The following is a 17,183-nucleotide window of genomic DNA, read 5'->3' on the forward strand; positions in this document are numbered from 1 at the left end:
TACGCCCCTCCTCGCCCCGCTCCCGATCGTCAGATCGAGGCGGGTACTGCCTCAGCCCATGAACTTCTTGAACTCGTCCGGCAGCTCGAAGTCCTTGCCGGGCTGGCCGCCGGGGAGGCCGAACGGGCTGCCTTCCTGGGCACCCTGCTCGCGGCGGGCCGCCGCGGCCTCTTCCTCGGCCTTGCGCTTCATCGGGTTGCCACTCTTGCGCTTGCCCTTGGCCTGCTTCTGCTTCTTCTTCTGACGGCCGGGGCCACCACCCGAGCCGGGCATGCCCGGCATCCCGGGCATGCCGCCGCCCTGGGCCATGCGGGACATCATCTTCCGCGCCTCGAAGAAGCGCTCCACCAGGCTCTTGACGGCGCTGACGTCGACACCGGAGCCCTTGGCGATGCGGGCGCGGCGGGAGCCGTTGATGATCGTGGGTTCGGCGCGCTCGCCCGGCGTCATCGACTTGATGATGGCGGCGGTGCGGTCGACGTCCCGCTCGTCGAGGTTGCTGATCTGGTCCTTGATCTGCCCCATGCCCGGCAGCATGCCGAGCAGCTTCGAGATCGAGCCCATCCTCCTAACCTGCTCCATCTGGGCCAGGAAGTCGTCGAGCGTGAACTCCTTGGGTCCCTTCTGGAGCTTGCGGGCCATGTCTTCGGCCTCTTGCTGGCTGAAGGTCTTCTCGGCCTGCTCGATCAGGGTGAGCATGTCGCCCATGTCGAGAATGCGGGAGGCCATGCGGTCCGGATGGAACGCGTCGAAGTCCTCGAGCTTCTCGCCGTTGGAGGCGAACATGATCTGCTTGCCGGTGACGTGCGCGATGGAGAGCGCGGCTCCACCGCGGGCGTCGCCGTCGAGCTTGGAGAGCACCACGCCGTCGAAGCCGACGCCGTCGCGGAAGGCCTCGGCGGTGTTGACCGCGTCCTGGCCGATCATGGCGTCGACGACGAAGAGGACCTCGTCGGGCTGGACGGCGTCGCGGATGTCCGCGGCCTGCTGCATCAGCTCCTGGTCGATACCGAGGCGGCCGGCGGTGTCGACCACGACCACGTCGTACTGCTTGGTGCGCGCGTGGGCGATGGAGTCCTTGGCGACCTGGACCGGGTCGCCCACGCCGTTGCCCGGCTCGGGGGCGAAGATGCCGACGCCGGCGCGCTCGGCGACGACCGAGAGCTGGTTGACGGCGTTGGGGCGCTGGAGGTCGGCCGCGACGAGGAGGGGGGTGTGCCCCTGGCCCTGGAGCCACTTGCCGAGCTTTCCGGCGAGCGTCGTCTTACCGGCACCCTGGAGGCCCGCGAGCATGATCACGGTGGGCGGCTGCTTGGCGAAGCGCAGGCGGCGCGTCTCGCCACCGAGGATGCCGACCAGCTCCTCGTTGACGATCTTGATGATCTGCTGCGCCGGGTTCAGCGCCTTGGAGACCTCTTCACCGAGGGCCCGCTCCTTGACCTGCTTGATGAAGGCGCGCACCACGGGCAGCGCGACGTCCGCTTCCAGGAGTGCGATGCGGATCTCGCGTGCGGTGGCGTCGATGTCCGCCTCGGACAGGCGCCCCTTGCCGCGGAGGCTCTTGAATGTCGCTGCAAGGCGATCGGAGAGGGTGTCGAACACGGCGCTCGTCGGTCCTCGGGAGTCGGGGGCAGGGTGGGTCGTTGTACAGGGTATCCGCCCCGGCAAGTGGGCCGTCCCACCGCCTGAGGCGGTACGGGGCGGGGCACAGCCCGGTGCGACGCGCGGAGCGACCCGCGCGGAGCCACCGCGGGGCACGCGGCGCGGTAAGCGGCGGCGCCGCGCAGCGCACCGTACTCGCGCGGTACGGGGCGGGGCGAGACGGCCCGGGCCAGGCGCGCCCCGCCGTACGGAGCGGCGCCGTAATCCTCGCCGCTGCGCAGCATGCCTTACCGCGCCCCGTACGGGGCGCGCGGCGCAGGCCCGGCCCCCGCCCCGGCCGCCCAGCCCCGCCACCCCCGAACCTGAGCCCTCACCGAGGCCCAGGCGCCCCACGTAAGCCCCCACGTCGCGCAGCATGCCTTACCGCACCGCACGGTGCGCGCCCCGAAGCCCCGCTCGGCCCCGAACCGTCGGGCTCCTCACCTCACCCCCGCAACGCCTCCTCCACCCCCTTCGCCACCCGAGCCGCCTCCTCCTCCCCCAGCGGCCTCCCTCCCGCATCGGTGACGTAGAACGCGTCCACCGCATTGGCCCCCAGCGTGCTGACATGAGCACTGCGCACGCGGAGCCCGTCGCCCTCCAGGGCCTGGCCGATGCGGTGGAGGAGGCCCGGGGCGTCCTGGGCGCGTACCTCGATGACGGTGGCGTGGTGGGAGGCGGCGGGGGCGACGCGGACCCGGGGCGGCGGGGCGGTGATGCCGCGGCGGCGCGGGTAGGCGGCGTCGCGTTCGGCGAGGCGGGCGCGGATGTCGAGCGAGCCGTCGAGGGCGCGGACCAGGTCGGCGCGGAGCCGGGCCGCCTGCGGGAGGGAGCCGTACTCGGCGGCGACGCGCCAGTTGAGCAGCAGGACGCCGGCCGGGTCGTCGGCGGCCGCGGCGGGGGCGGACCGGGGGGCGCCGTCGAGGCCGCGCGGCAGGCTGACGCCGCTCAGCTCCGCCGTGCGCACCGTCAGGCGGTGCAGGGCGAGCACCCCGGCGACGGCGGGCAGCACGCCCATCGCGTAGCTCTCCCGGGCGCCCTGCGCGGGGCGGGCGGGGAGGGCAAGGACGAGTTCGACGCCGAGCGGTTCCTGCCCGGTGTCCGCCCCGTCCGCGGCGTCGTCCGCCCCGTCCTCCGCCCCGTCGCGGTTGAGCGTCTCCGCGCGGGCGTGGAGGGCGAGGACCGGGCCACGGGTGCGGTAGGCCTCGACGGCGAGCCGTTCCTGCTCGGCGGTGGGCGCCGGTACGGCCGGCTCCTCGGGCTCCTCCCCCGCCAGGACCGCGCCGACGCGGCCGACGAGGTCGGTGACGAGCGAGTCGCGCCAGGCGGACCAGGCGGCGGGGCCGGTGGCGAGGGCGTCGGCCTCGGTGAGGGCGTGCAGGAGTTCCAGGGTCGTCTGGCTGCCGACGGCGTCGGCGACGGAGCGCACCGTGACGGGGTCGTCGAGATCCCGCCGGGTGGCGGTCTCCACCAGCAGCAGGTGGTGCCTGACGAGGGCGGCGAGGACGGCGGTGTCGTGCCGGTCGAAGCCGAGCCGCCCCGCGACGTCGCGGGTGATGATCTCCCCGGCCACCGAGTGGTCGCCGGGCCACCCCTTGCCGATGTCGTGCAGCAGGGCGGCGACCAGGAGCAGGTCGGGGCGGCTGACGCGGCGGGTCAGGGAGGCGGCGCGGACGGCGGTCTCGACCAGGTGCCGGTCGACGGTCCAGGTGTGGACGGCGTTGCGCTGCGGCCGGCAGCGGACGCGTTCCCAGTCGGGCAGGAGCCGGGTGATGAGCCCCTCGGCCTCCAGCGCCTCCCAGACGGGCACGGTGGAGCGCCCGGCGCCCAGCAGGGTGACGAGCTGGTCGCGGGCCTCGGCGGGCCAGGGCGTGGGCAGCGGCCGGGTGGTGGCGGCGAGGCGGCGCACCGTGTGCAGGGAGAGCGGCAGCCCGGCCTGGGCGGCCGCGGCGGCGGCGCGCAGCGGCAGGACGGGGTCGCGTTCGGGGCGGGCGGCGCGGGCGAGGCCGACCTCGCCGTCCTGCTCGACGACGCCCTCGGCGAGCGGGCTGCGGTCGACGGGGGGCTTGCCGGGGAGCATGGCGCGCAGCCGGGGCCGTACCGAGCGGGAGCGCAGGACGCGGCCCACCTCGCGCCAGGTGACGTCGGCGGCGTAGGAGAGGGTGCGGGCCGACTCGTAGACCTGGCGCAGGAGGGTGTCGGCGTCGAGAAGGCCGAGGGCGGCGGCGACCTGGTCTTGTTCCTGGAGGGCGAGGCGGTCAGTGGAGCGCCCGGTGGTGAGGTGGAGGGCGTCGCGGACGTCGAGGAGGCGGCGGCGGGCGTCGTCGAGGCCCTCGCGGGGCGCGTCGGCGAGCCAGGAGGCGGCGACGGCGCGCAGCGCGGTGGCGTCGCGGAGGCCGCCGCGGGCCTCCTTGAGGTCGGGTTCCAGAAGGTACTGGAGTTCGCCCGCGCGTTCGGCGCGTTCCTCGCAGAGTTCGCGCAGGTGCGGGAGGCGCTTGGGGGCCTGGTTGCGCCAGTCGGCGAGGACCGTGGTGCGCAGGGCGGCGGTGGTGCCGAGGTCGCCGGCGAGGTGGCGGGCGTCGAGGAGGCCGAGCTGCGCCTTGAGGTCGTCGGCGGCGGTCCTGCGGGCCTCGCCCAGGGTGCGGACGGAGTGGTCGAGGTCGAGGCCGAGGTCCCAGACCGGGTACCAGATGCGGTCGGCGAGCCGGGCGATGTCGGCGGCCGGGGCGCTGCCGTCGTGCAGCAGCAGGAGGTCGAGGTCGCTGCGGGGGGAGAGTTCCCCGCGGCCGTAGCCGCCGACGGCGACCAGGGCGACGCCGCGCAGGCCGCCCGCGGCGGCGGTGAACAGGCCGTTCAGCCAGTCGTCGGTCAGGGCGGAGAGGGCCTTGCGGCGCGACGGCCCGGGCCGGGCCTCCTGCTGGAGGAGGCTCAGCCGGGCCGCCGCGTAACCGCCGGGTCCCGAGTCTTCCGCTGCCGTACTCACGTCGGTGCTCGTCACCCGGCGACTCCGTTCCTCGTGTGTGGTCAGAGCGCGTCGGGTCCGCGCTCGCCGGTGCGGACCCGGACCGCGGTGTCCACGGGCAGGCTCCAGACCTTGCCGTCACCGATCTTGCCGGTGCGGGCGGCCTTGACGACGACCTCGATGAGCTGTTCGGCGTCGTCGTCCTCGACCAGGACCTCGATGCGGATCTTGGGGACCAGGTCGACGGTGTACTCGGCGCCGCGGTAGACCTCGGTGTGGCCACGCTGCCGGCCGTAGCCGCTGGCCTCGGTGACCGTCAGTCCGTGGACGCCGAAGGCCTGGAGGGCGTCCTTGATCTCGTCGAGCCGGTGCGGCTTGACGACCGCGGTGATGAGCTTCATGCGTCCACCTTCGAGTTCGGAGCGGCCGGGGCAGCGTCGGCCTTGGGGAGGTTACCGCTGGTCAGGGAGGCCCCGACGGCGGTGAAGTCGTAGGCGCTCTCCGCGTGGTAGGCCTGGTCGACGCCGCCGACCTCGTCCTCCTCGGGGGCCCGGAAGCCGATCGTCACGTCGACGAACTTGGCGAGCAGCCAGGAGACGACGAAGGAGAAGGCCATGGTGGCGAAGGCGCCGATGGCCTGCTTGCCGAGCTGGCCGAGGCCGCCGACGCCGTCGACGGCGAGGACGCCGACGAGCAGGGTGCCGATGACACCGCCGACCAGGTGGACGCCGACGACGTCCAGCGAGTCGTCGTAGCCGAGCTTGTACTTGAGGCTGACGGCCCAGGAGCAGAGGGCGCCGGCGACGAGGCCGATGAGGATGGCGCCGAAGGCGTTGACGTGGGCGCCGGAGGGGGTGATGGCGACGAGGCCGGCGATGGCGCCGGAGGCGGCGCCGAGCGTGGTGAACGCGCCGTGCCGGATGCGCTCGTAGATCAGCCAGCCGAGCATCGCGGCGCCGGTGGCGACCTGCGTGTTGAAGGCCATGTTGGCGGCGGTGCCGTCGGCGGCGAGGGCGGAGCCGGCGTTGAAGCCGAACCAGCCGAACCACAGCAGCGCGGCGCCGAGGACGACCAGCGGCAGGTTGTGCGGCCGCATCGGGTCCTTCTTGAAGCCGATGCGCTTGCCGACCACGAGGACGGCGGCCAGCGCGCCGACACCGGCGTTGATGTGGACCGCCGTACCGCCCGCGAAGTCGATCACGTCGAGCTGGTAGAGCCAGCCGTCCTCCTGCCAGACCCAGTGGGCGACCGGGAAGTACACCACGGTGACCCACAGGGCGATGAACAGGGCCCAGGCGCTGAACTTCACGCGGTCCGCCAGGGCGCCGCTCATCAGGGCGGGCGTGAGGGTGGCGAACATCAGCTGGAAGAGGGCGAAGGCGATGACCGGAATGCCCTCGTCACCGCCGGTGAGGGTGGTGGGGTCGATGCCCTTGAGGCCGATGTGGTCGAAGTTGCCGAGGAGGCCGCCGCCGATGTCGCCGCCGAAGGTCAGCGAGTACCCGTAGAGCACCCACAGGATGGCGACGATGCCCATCGAGATCAGCGACATCATGAGCATGTTGAGGGCGCTCTTGACCCGCACCATGCCGCCGTAGAAGAAGGCCAGGCCGGGCGTCATCAACATGACGAGCGCGGCACTGATCAGTACGAATGCGGTATCTGCACCGTTCAAGGCCAGTGTCTCCTTGCAGATCGGAACGGCCCTTGCGGATGCCTGGAACGTCGGGCCGACTGTGCTGAGGAGACTGACGCAGTGCGGTTTCGGCCGATGCGCCTCGTTGTTTCACGGCAGTGACGAAGCCGTCCGCCGTGTTACGCGTGCATGAACGTGCCGCCACGGCCGGGGACCGGGCGGGACGGGTCAGACGGCCTGGGCGGCCTCGGGCAGGTGGCTGGCGAGCAGCTCGGCGAGGGCGTCGGTCTCGCTGCGCCCGGGGTACTGGCGCAGGGCCCGGTCCACGGTCTTGCGGAGCCGGGTGTTGACCCGCTCGGAGCGGACCTTCGCCGCGAGGTGCGCGGCCTCCTCGGCGCAGACGGCGGAGTCGGCCAGCTCGTCGCGGAGCAGGTGCACGGAGGCCATGCCGATGAGGTTCAGTGCGTACGAACGCTGGTAGAGGCTGTCCTCGCGGAAGAGGTCGACGGCCTGGCGCATGCCCTGCGCGGAGAGGTTGGCGTAGAGGGTGCTGCCGCCGGCGGCGTAGGCGAGGTCCCGGTAGGAGTGGGCGTTCTCGCTGCTGAGCTCGGCCTCGGTGAAGAACCTGATCCAGCTGGGCTCGGGACCGGTGGCGTCCTCGAGCTCGGCGAAGGTCGCCTCGGCCATCCGGGCGGCCCGCTTGCACTTGCCGGGATTGCCGAGCGCGGCGTGGGCGCGGGCCTCCATCGCATACAGCATGGCCTGGGTCCGGGGACCGGCGCAGTCCCGGCTGCCGTACTGGGCGAGGTGGACCAGTTCCAGCGCGTCGTCGGGCCGCCCGAGGTGGATCATCTGCCGGCTCATGTGCGACAGGACGTACGAGCCGAGCGGCTTGTCGTCGGCCTCCTTGGCGGCGTGCAGGGCCAGCACGAAGTACTTCTGGGCGGTGGGCTGGAGCCCCACGTCGTAGCTCATCCAGCCGGCCAGCTCCGCCAGCTCGGCGGCGACGCGGTAGAGCCGGCGGGTGGTCTCGGCGGGGTGGGGTTCCTGGAGCAGTTCGGTGACCTCGTGGAGCTGGCCGACAACCGCCTTGCGCCGGAGCCCGCCGCCGCACTGGGCGTCCCAGCGGCGGAACATGTCGATGGTGGACTCCAGCAGCTCCAGTTCGGGGGAGGAGAGGCGGGGGCCGCGGCGGCGTTCGGCGACGCGCTGGGGGCCGTCGGTGGTGAGCGAGGTCTGCGGGGTGGGGACCAGCCAGCGCTGCATCGGCTCGATGAGGGAGGCGCCGGCGGCGACGGTGAGGGAGGTGCCGAGGAAGCCCCGGCGGGCGAGCATCAGGTCGCTGCGGGAGAACTCGCTGAGGTGCGCGATCGTCTGCGGTCCGGTCCACGGCAGGTCGACCCCGGCGGCGGAGGGGGTCTGGTGCTGGGGGCGCAGCCCCAGGCCCTCGACGGCGACGACGCAGCCGAACCGCTCGGAGAAGAGGTCGGAGAGGATGCGCGGGATGGGTTCGCGCGGCTGCTCGCCGTCGAGCCAGCGGCGCACCCGGGAGGTGTCGGTGGAGACGTGGGCGGCGCCGAGCTGGCGGGCGCGGCGGTTGACCTGGCGGGCCAGCTCTCCCTTGGACCAGCCGCTGCGCAGGAACCAGGAGCTGAGCAGCTCGTTCGGACGCTTCTCCGCGTGCATCGCGTTGATGTCGTCGTCGCCGTTCACCGGAACGCCCCCGTCTCCTCGCACCGCCCGGCGGGTGGAAGCGCCGGGCACCAGCTGAGTGCCGCGCGGCGACGCCTCCTGGAGCGGCGTCACCCTTCGAACGTGCGGCCGAAGCGGCTGCGGCACGCCCACGCGTACACGAACGCGTGAGCTTGTGTACCGAAAGTAACGCCCCGCTCACCTCCGCGGGGGCCGGACTCGGGGAAACGCCACCATTCGCCACCCCCCTTTCCGAACTGCCGCCCCGTCACGCGCGCTTGACTGGACTCGAGCGGCTGAAACAGGAGTGGAGACGCACCAGGGGGCGCGCGACGCGCCGCGCACCACCCCCAGCATCGCGGAACGTCACCCCGCACACCACCCCCCGATCGGGGGTGCTCCCCGTGACCGTGCGACTCCGTCACGTAACCGGCACTGCGCGGACCCGTTGGAGGGGGCATGGGTTTCACGATCGGCGGTATCCGGGACATCCGGTCCGGCATCCGGCGACGCGGACGCACCGCGGACCGCCTGGCGCTGGCTGAACTGAGCGGCCGCTGGGGCTGGGACGTGGTGCCCGGCGCCCGCGCCACGGCGGACGGCTGCTCCTGCGGCACGCGACGCTGCGCCGCGCCCGGCGCCCACCCCCTCGACCGGGGACGGCGCGTCGCGGCGGGCACCGCGGCGGACCACGCGGCCCGTCTCTGGGCCCCGTACGGCGGGGCGGCGATGATGCTCCCCGTCGGCGTCGCCTTCGACATCCTCGACGTCGCGGAACGCGCGGGCCGGCGCGCCCTCGTCCGCCTGGAGCGCATGGGACTGCCGCTGGGCCCCGTCGCGGTCACCCCCGAGGGGCGCGCCCAGTTCTTCGTCGCCCCCGGCTCCGCCCGCGCCCTGCCGGGCCTGCTCTACCGGATGGGCTGGGACGACGCCGGCCTCGACCTGCGCCCCCTGGGCCCCGGTACGTACATCACCGCGCCGCCCTCCGACCGGGCCGGCCTCGGCCCCGTCCGCTGGCTCCGCTCCCCCGGCGCCGCCTCGGCGGGCCGGCCCCCCGAGGCCCGGCTGCTGCTGGGGACACTGGCCTACGTGACCCACCGGACCCGGACCCCGGCCTACGCGTAGCGGGCGCGCCCCGTACGCCGAGGAGCCCCGTACCGGGCGCGATGCCGGTACGGGGCTCCTTGGTGCGCGGGGCGCGCCCGGCCGGTGCCGCCGCCGTGGTCACGGGGCGGCCGGGCGGGCCGTGCGGGGGCGGTCAGTCGCCGATCAGGGCGTCGACGAACGCCTCCGGGTCGAACGGGGCGAGGTCGTCGGGCCCCTCGCCCAGACCGATCAGCTTGACCGGGACGCCCAGCTCGCGCTGGACCGCCACGACGATGCCGCCCTTGGCGGTGCCGTCGAGCTTGGTCAGCACGATGCCGGTGATGTTCACGACCTCGGCGAAGACCCGCGCCTGGACCAGGCCGTTCTGGCCGGTGGTGGCGTCGAGGACCAGGAGCACCTCGTCGAGCGGGGCCTGCTTCTCGACGACGCGCTTGACCTTGCCGAGCTCGTCCATCAGCCCGGCCTTGGTGTGCAGCCGGCCCGCGGTGTCGATGAGGACGACGTCGGCGTGCTCGGCGATGCCCTCCTTGACCGCGTCGAAGGCGATGGAGGCGGGGTCGCCGCCCTCGGGGCCGCGCACGGTGCGCGCCCCGACCCGCTCGCCCCAGGTCTGGAGCTGGTCGGCGGCGGCCGCGCGGAAGGTGTCCGCGGCGCCCAGCACGACCGACTTGCCGTCGGCGACCAGGACCCGGGCCAGCTTGCCGGTGGTGGTGGTCTTCCCGGTGCCGTTGACGCCGACGACCATGACGACGGCGGGCGTCTCCAGGCCGTTGTCCGTCTTCACGGCGCGCGGGGCGTCGGTGGCGACGAGCTTCAGGAGCTCCTCACGGAGCAGGGTGCGCAGCTCCTGCGGGGTGCGGGTGCCGAGGACCCGGACGCGCTCACGGAGCCGCTCGACCAGTTCCTGGGTGGGGACGACGCCGACGTCGGCGGTGAGGAGGGTGTCCTCGATCTCCTCCCAGGTGTCCTCGTCCAGGTGCTCCCGGGAGAGCAGGGTGAGCAGCCCCTTGCCCAGCGCGTTCTGCGAACGGGCCAGGCGGGCCCGCAGCCGGACCAGGCGCCCCTCGGTCGGCTCGGGCACCTCCACCTCGGGGGCGGCTGGTGCGGGCTCGGCTTCGGCCGGCGGGGCCTCGGGGGCCTCGGCGGCCGGAAGATCCACCTCCTCGATGGTGCGGCGCGACTCGTCGCGCGGCGTCTCGGCCTCGTCGCCGACACGCGGCTCGGCCGGGGGGGTGGTGATGGTCGGGGTGGCGCTCGGGCGCTCGGCGGGCGGCAGCTGCTTCTTCCTGCGGCCGCCGACCACGAGCCCGCTGACCGCACCGACCAGAACCACGGCGATGACTACAGCAAGGATGACGATTTCCATAACCCGTCCAGTATCAGCCATGGGGGTGGCGGGGAGAGGGAGCGGCGAGAGGTGGGGCGGGGTGGGGCGCTGCCTGGGGCGCGTTTGTGCAGGTGGTGCGCGGCGTACGGGGCGGGTGCGGACGGGGCGGACTGTGGGGCGCCGTGGAGGCGGGCTTGGTACGGCGTTGCGTGGGGCGCGTGGCTCCGTACGCTGCACGTACCGGTCGGCCTCGACGCCGAGGGACGCTGTGTCTGCCCCGTACGTCGCGCGCCCCGTACGCCGCGCCGCAGGCCCCGCACCGCGCCCGCCCCGTCCGCCGCGCGCCACCTGCGCAAACGCACCCCGTGCCCCCTCCCCCGCCGCACCGTACGGAGCGCGCCCCGCGCCCAACCCGGCGGCGCCCGTTGCCCGCATCCGCCCGCCCGGCGCCGCCTCCTGCCGCACACTCCCCATCAGGTGAGCAAGCCCTCAGCAGGTTGACCACCGCCCTAGCCCTATCGCGCACCCCCGCAACGTCACGCCGCGCGCCCCGTACGCCGCGCCGCAGGCCCCGCACCGCGCCCGCCCCGTACGTAGCGCGCCACCTGCACGAACGCGCCCCGCGCCGCAGCCCCCGCCGCACCGTACGGAGCGCGCCCCGCGCCCGCCGCGCACCCCCACTCCCCACTGCCCCGCGCACTCCCTGTCGAGTGACCCGCCCCGCTCCCTATTGACGCCCCTCCCCGCAACGAAACGGGACGCCCCGCCCGAAAGCGAAGACGCCCCATCCACTCCCCCGCCCCAAGCCGCCGAGGCGGCCGGGGCCCACGCCCCAAAGAAACCTCAGCCCATCTCCTCCAGTGCCTTGCCCTTCGTCTCCTTGACGAACTTCAGGACGAACGGGATGGAGAGCACCGCGAAGCAGGCGTAGATCACGTAGGTGCCCGAGAGGTTCCAGTCGGCGAGGCTCGGGAAGCTGGCGGTGATGGCCCAGTTGGCGATCCACTGGGCGGAGGCGGCCACGCCGAGTGCGGCGGCGCGGATGCGGTTCGGGAACATCTCGCCCAGGAAGACCCAGACGACGACGCCCCAGGACAGCGCGAAGAAGAGCACGAAGACGTGGGCGGCGATCAGCGCGGTGGTGCCTTCGGTGCTGGGCAGCTTGCCGTCGACCAGCGGCGCGGAGAAGGCCCACGCCTCGACGGCCAGGGCGACCGCCATACCGCAGGAGCCGATGAGGGCCAGCGGCCGGCGGCCGATCCGGTCGACGAAGATCATCGCGATGACGGTACCGATGATGTTGATGATCGAGGTCGTGAAGGAGTAGAAGAACGAGCCCTCGGGGTCGATACCGACGGACTGCCAGAGGGTCGTGGAGTAGTAGAACGCCACGTTGATGCCGACCAGCTGCTGGAACATCGACAGTCCGATGCCGACCCAGACGATCGGCAGGAACCAGAACCGTCCGCCCAGCAGGTCCTTGAACGACGGCTTGTGCTCGCGCCGCATCTTCTCGTCGATCTCCGCGACCCGGGCGTCCAGGTCGACCTCGGAGCCCTCGACCTCGGCCAGCACCTTGCGGGCCTTGTCCTTGCGGCCCACCGAGATGAGGTAGCGCGGCGACTCGGGGATCACGAAGGAGAGCATCCCGTAGAGGACGGCGGGGATGACCATGACACCGAGCATCAGCTGCCAGGCCTCCAGGCCCAGGAGCTTGCCGCGCTGGTCGCCGTCGGCGGCGGTGAGGATGCCGTAGTTGACGAGCTGGGAGACGGCGATGCCGATGACGATGGCGGCCTGCTGGAAGGAGCCGAGCCGGCCGCGGTAGGCGGGCGGGGCGACCTCGGCGATGTAGGCGGGGCCGATGACGGAGGCCATGCCGATGGCGAAGCCGCCGATGCAGCGCCACATCGCCAGGTCCCAGAGGGCGAAGGGCAGGGCGGAGCCGATGGCGCTGGCGGTGAAGAGGACCGAGGCGATCCGCATGCAGTTGATACGGCCGATGCGGTCGGCGATGCGTCCCGCGACGGCGGCGCCGATGGCGCAGCCGATCAGGGCGATGGCGATGACCTGGGCGAGCGTCGCCGAACCGACCTCGTAGCGGTGCCTGATGGCTTCGACGGCGCCGTTGATGACGGAGCTGTCGTAGCCGAACAGGAAGCCGCCCATCGCCGCGGACGCCGCGATGAAGATGACGTGCCCGAGGTGCTCGGGGTGCGCCTCCCTCGCTCCTGAGCGGGGCGGCGTGGCGTCGTTGGTCACAAGTCCTCCTCGGCCCCGTCGTCCTGCCGGGCCTAGGGGAACCGGACGTTGGGGCGGACGGCGGTCTGTTCCAGTGGCGCACACCCGGCCCGGCACCGCCTGCCCGGAAGCCGTCGGCTCACCCGTTCGAGTCCGCGCCGGGTCCGCCGCCCCGTCAGCGCAGCCGCTGGCTGATCACCTTGGAGACGCCGTCGCCCTGCATGGAAACGCCGTAGAGCGCGTCGGCCACCTCCATGGTGCGTTTCTGATGGGTGATGACGATCAGCTGGGAGGACTCCTGGAGCTCCTGCATGATGCGGATGAGCCGCTGGAGGTTGGTGTCGTCGAGCGCCGCCTCCACCTCGTCCATCACGTAGAACGGGCTGGGGCGCGCCTTGAAGATGGAGACGAGCAGGGCGACGGCGGTGAGGGACCGTTCGCCGCCGGAGAGCAGCGAGAGCCGCTTGACCTTCTTGCCGGGCGGACGGGCCTCGACGTCGACGCCGGTGGTCAGCATGTGGTCGGGGTCGGTGAGGATCAGCCGCCCCTCGCCGCCCGGGAAGAGCCGCGAGAAGACGCCTTCGAACTCGCGAGCGGTGTCGTGGTACGCCTCGGTGAAGACCTGCTCCACCCGCTCGTCCACCTCCTTGACCACCTGGAGGAGGTCGGCGCGGGTACGGCGGAGGTCGTCGAGCTGCTCGGAGAGGAACTGGTGCCGCTCCTCCAGCGCGGCGAACTCCTCCAGCGCCAGCGGGTTCACCTTCCCGAGCTGCTGGTACGCCCGTTCGGCGGCCCGCAGCCGTTTCTCCTGCTCCGCCCGGTGGAAGGGCCTGGGCCGGTTGCGGGGGTGCTCGGGGTCCTCGGGCAGCTCCTCGCCCTCGGCGGGCGGCGACGGCGGTACGGGCTGCTCGGGCCCGTACTCGGCGATCAGCGCGGCCGGCTCGACGCCCAGTTCCTCCAGGGCGCGGGTCTCCAGTTGCTCGATGCGCAGGCGCTTCTCGGCGCCGAGCACCTCGCCCCGGTGGACGGAGTCGGTGAGTTTGTCGAGTTCGGCCTTGAGGTCGCGGCCCCGGCTCCGTTCGGCGCCCAGCTCGGTCTCGCGGGCCGCTTTGGCGCGCTCGGCGGCGGCGCGCTCGGCGGCGGCCCGTTCCACGGAGATCTCGATGTGGGCCAGTAGCTGGCGCGCTCCCGCCGCGACGGCCGCCGCGACGCGCGCCTCGTGGCGCAGCCGGGCGCGGCGCCGCTCGGCGCGCGCCCGGGTCTCGCGCTCGGCGCTCGCGGCGCGGTCGAGCCCGTCGGCGCGCCCCGCGAGCGCCTTGACCCGCTCCTCGTGGGTACGCAGCTGGAGCCGGGCCTCCATCTCGGTCTGGCGGGCGTTGGCCCCGTCGGCGGAGAGCCGGTCGCGTACGGCGGTGTCGGGCTCCTCCTCGGCGGGTGCCTCCTCGGCCACGGCGAGCCGCTCGGCCAGTTCCTCGGCGTCGGCGACGGCCTTGTCGAGGGCCTCCTGTGCCCGGGCGGCGGCGGCCGTGGACCGTTCGGCCTCGCCCGCGGCGGCGCGGGCCTGCCCGGCGAGGCGCCCGAGCTGCTGGGCGACGGCGGACTTCTCGCGGTCGGCGCGGCGGCGCCGTTCGGCCAGGTCCTCGGTGAGGGCGGCCTGTTCGGCGCGGAGCCGGGTGGCGTCCTGCTGGGCGGCGGCGAGTTCCGCGCACCGCGCGTCGAGCCGGGCGAGTTCGGCGGCGGCCTCGTCCACCTGCGCCTGGGCCTCCAGGAGGCTGGGCGCGCCGGCGGAGCCGCCGTGGGCGTAGTGCGGCCCGAGGACGTCGCCGTCCCGGGTGACCGCGACGACCGCCCCGTCCCCCGCCCCGACGACCGTCTCCGCCTCGGCCAGCCCGTCGACGACCACCATGCCGTCGAGCAGGGCCCGCAGCGCGGGGGCCAGGTCGGCGGGGGCCCGGACGAGGTCCACCAGACGGGGCGGGTACGGGGCGGCTGAGCTGGGGCTTTCTCCCGTGCCCGGGGCGGGCTCGGCGCCGGGCCCCGGGGCGGCGTCGGCGTGGCGTGCGGCACCGAGCGCGACGCGTTCGGGCGCCGCGCCGGGACCGCCTGACGCCGCGTCGTACGGGGCGGTCTCCGCCGCGCCCTGCCCCGCGACCGTCCCGACGCCGTCCCGGGGCGCCCCGTCGCGCCCCGCTCCGTCCCGGCCCGCCCCGTCGCGCGGCGCCGGTGCGTACGCCCCGTGCCCCGCCCCGTCGCCCCGCCCCGCAGCGCCGTCGCGCCCCAGCTCAGCCGCCCCGTCGTCGTCCCCCGCCCGCGCCGGCGCGGGCACCGACGCGCCCTCGCCCGCCGCACCGTCGGACCCGGCCCCGCCCCGCCCCGTCCGCCCCAGCACCAACGCCGCGCGCCCCGCGTCGCGCTCACGCAGCAGCCGCAGCGCCTCGGCGGCGGCATGGGGACCGGCGGCGGCGAGGGCGTCGGCGGCCGATCCCAGCGCGGCCGCCACCGGCACCTCGTAACCCGGCGTCACGTCCAGGAGGGCGGCGAGGGGCCCCGCCACCCCGTCGAGGAGGTCGCGGGCGGCGAGCAGTTCGCCGGTGCCGTCCTTGCGGCGCAGTCCCTGGGCGAGGACCTCGTGGCGGGCGGCGAGGGCGGCGCGGCGGCGTTCGGCGGCGGTGGCCTCGTCGCGGGCGGCGGCGAGGGCGGCCTCGGCGTCGGCGAGGGCGGCCCGGGCGGCGTCGTGCCGGGTGCCGAGGTCGGTGTCGGCGGCGTCGAGACCGTCGACCTCGGCGCGGAGCTGCTCGTACTCCTCCTGGGCGGCGACGGCGCGTCCGCCCGCCTCGTCGCGGGCGGCGGCGAGCCGGTCGATCTCCTCCTGGGCGGAGGCGGCGCGGCTGCGGGCGGCGTTGACCTGGCCGTGCAGGCGGGCGAGGCCCTCGCGCCGGTCGGCGAGGGCGCGGGCGACGTCCTTGAGCCGGCGTTCCTCGGCGTGGAGCGCGCGCTCGAGTTCGGCGCGGTGCTCGACGGTGTCCTCCAGCGCGTACTGGGCCGCTTCGAGGGAGGCGGCGAGTTCGGCCTCCTGTTCCCGGATGCGGGCGGCCTCGCGTTCCAGTTCCTCGGGGTCGCGGCCGCGCCGCTCCTCGACGGGTTCGGCGCTCGCGCTGCGGACCCGGGCGTCGGCGAGGCCGATGGTGCCGCGGACGCGTTCGGCGAGCTGGGAGAGGGCGTACCAGGTGTCCTGGGCGCGCTGGAGGCGCGGCGCGAGGCGGCGTACCTCGCCTTCGAGGGTGGCCTCGCGGCGCTGGGCGGCCTTGAGTTCGGCCTCGGCGGTGTCGCGGCGCCGCTTCAGTTCGGCCTCGTCGGCGATCTCGGCGCTGAGCGCGCGGGTGAGGGTGACGAGGTCGTCGGCGAGGAGGCGGAGCCGGGCGTCGCGCAGGTCTGCCTGGATGACGGCGGCGCGCCGGGCGACGGCGGCCTGGCGGCCGAGGGGTTTGAGCTGGCGGCGCAGTTCCTCGGTGAGGTCCTGGACGCGGGCGAGGTTGGCCTGCATGGCGTCGAGTTTCCGCAGCGCCTTCTCCTTGCGCTTGCGGTGTTTGAGGACGCCCGCCGCCTCCTCGATGAAGGCGCGCCGTCCCATGGGGTCGGCGTGGAGCACGGAGTCGAGCTGGCCCTGGCCGACGATGACGTGCATCTCCCGGCCGATTCCGGAATCCGAGAGGAGTTCCTGGATGTCGAGGAGCCGGCAGGTGTCGCCGTTGATCTGGTATTCGCTGCCGCCGTTGCGGAACATGATCCGCGTGATGGTGACCTCGGCGTATTCGATGGGCAGCGCGCCGTCGGAGTTGTCGATGGTGAGGGAGACCTCGGCCCGGCCCAGCGGGGGCCGCCCGGTCGTTCCGGCGAAGATGACGTCTTCCATCTTCCCGCCGCGCAGGGATTTGGCGCCCTGTTCGCCCATGACCCAGGAGAGCGCGTCGACCACATTGGATTTACCGGAGCCGTTCGGGCCCACGACGCAGGTGATCCCGGGCTCGAAACGCAGGGTCGTGGCGGAGGCGAAGGATTTGAATCCGCGCAGGGTCATGGCCTTGAGGTGCACGCCGTCGGACTTTACCGCCCGCCGGTGGGGCCGGGCGGGTGCGGAGGGGAGTCTCCCGGTTGTGGTCCGGCGGTTTCACGGTGTGAGGCGCCGGGCAGATCAGACGGTAATGACGGCGCCGGCACACGGCGATCTTGTAGGGGGGCAAGGAAAAAGGGACGCCGAAGCGTCCCTCGCACTGCGGTCCGGCATCCACCGGCGCCCCGTGCGCCTTGCGGCGATCGGGCGGCGGCGGAAGTGACGACCGGTGCTGTTTCCTGAATTCGATCTTTCCCGGACTGAACCGAAACCGGACCCGCGCGCAAGCGCACAGGTCGGAGGCTGATCGCGTGGCGGTGATCGACAAGGATCGGGCCTCGCGACGAGATCGGTCTCCTGGAATTGCTGACAGGATTCCGGAACGGAAGATCGTGCTCGTCGACGGATGGGCGACTGCGTACCTGGATACGTCCGGCTGCTACCCGGCTGCGGACTCGGCTCTGCC

9 protein-coding genes are annotated in these 17,183 nt (G+C 73.9%); 1 reads left to right on the forward strand and 8 read right to left on the reverse strand.

Annotated features, from left to right (window positions below):
- Nucleotides 1-51: 51 nt before the first annotated feature.
- The 5 genes from ffh to nsdA all read right to left on the reverse strand — a co-directional run bounded on the left by ffh (nt 52) and on the right by nsdA (nt 7,925).
- Nucleotides 52-1,602 (reverse strand): signal recognition particle protein, encoded by a 1,551-nt coding sequence (gene ffh, locus IF45_RS0120015; RefSeq protein WP_030308733.1) that lies wholly within the window; start codon nt 1,600-1,602, stop codon nt 52-54.
- 484 nt (nt 1,603-2,086) lie between these two features.
- On the reverse strand, nt 2,087-4,639 hold the full coding sequence (locus IF45_RS0120020; protein WP_030308735.1) for a [protein-PII] uridylyltransferase: 2,553 nt from the start codon (nt 4,637-4,639) through the stop codon (nt 2,087-2,089).
- A 26-nt stretch (nt 4,640-4,665) separates the two neighbouring features.
- Nucleotides 4,666-5,004: a P-II family nitrogen regulator gene (locus tag IF45_RS0120025; protein ID WP_003951116.1), complete on the reverse strand. Its 339-nt coding sequence runs from the start codon at nt 5,002-5,004 to the stop codon at nt 4,666-4,668.
- Nucleotides 5,001-6,278, reverse strand: coding sequence for an ammonium transporter (locus tag IF45_RS0120030; RefSeq protein WP_003951115.1), 1,278 nt, complete (start codon nt 6,276-6,278; stop codon nt 5,001-5,003). The genes IF45_RS0120025 and IF45_RS0120030 overlap by 4 nt, the downstream gene beginning before the upstream one ends.
- A gap of 189 nt (nt 6,279-6,467) precedes the next feature.
- A complete protein-coding gene (nsdA, locus tag IF45_RS33995) occupies nt 6,468-7,925 on the reverse strand; it encodes a transcriptional repressor NsdA (RefSeq protein ID WP_030768840.1) in 1,458 nt (485 codons plus the stop codon).
- Nucleotides 7,926-8,390: 465 nt separating this feature from the next.
- Between nsdA and IF45_RS0120040 the strand changes: the two genes are divergently transcribed.
- Complete coding sequence (locus IF45_RS0120040; protein WP_003951113.1) at nt 8,391-9,056, forward strand: bifunctional DNA primase/polymerase; 666 nt, start codon at nt 8,391-8,393, stop codon at nt 9,054-9,056.
- A gap of 133 nt (nt 9,057-9,189) precedes the next feature.
- Here IF45_RS0120040 and ftsY read toward each other — a convergent pair whose 3' ends face one another.
- From ftsY to IF45_RS0120055, 3 genes are all read right to left on the reverse strand, one after another.
- The gene (gene ftsY, locus IF45_RS0120045) at nt 9,190-10,404 is read right to left on the reverse strand and encodes a signal recognition particle-docking protein FtsY (RefSeq protein WP_030308737.1); all 1,215 of its coding nucleotides are present in this window, start codon (nt 10,402-10,404) and stop codon (nt 9,190-9,192) included.
- Between the two features lie 804 nt (nt 10,405-11,208).
- Entirely contained in the window at nt 11,209-12,627 is a 1,419-nt protein-coding gene (locus IF45_RS0120050; RefSeq protein WP_008417049.1) for a sugar porter family MFS transporter, read from the reverse strand.
- 154 nt (nt 12,628-12,781) lie between these two features.
- Nucleotides 12,782-16,699, reverse strand: a complete 3,918-nt coding sequence (locus tag IF45_RS0120055; RefSeq protein WP_030308739.1) for an AAA family ATPase — start codon at nt 16,697-16,699, stop codon at nt 12,782-12,784.
- Nucleotides 16,700-17,183: the final 484 nt, after the last annotated feature.

It is taken from the genome of Streptomyces albidoflavus, from assembly GCF_000719955.1.
GTDB classification, from domain to species: domain Bacteria; phylum Actinomycetota; class Actinomycetes; order Streptomycetales; family Streptomycetaceae; genus Streptomyces; species Streptomyces albidoflavus.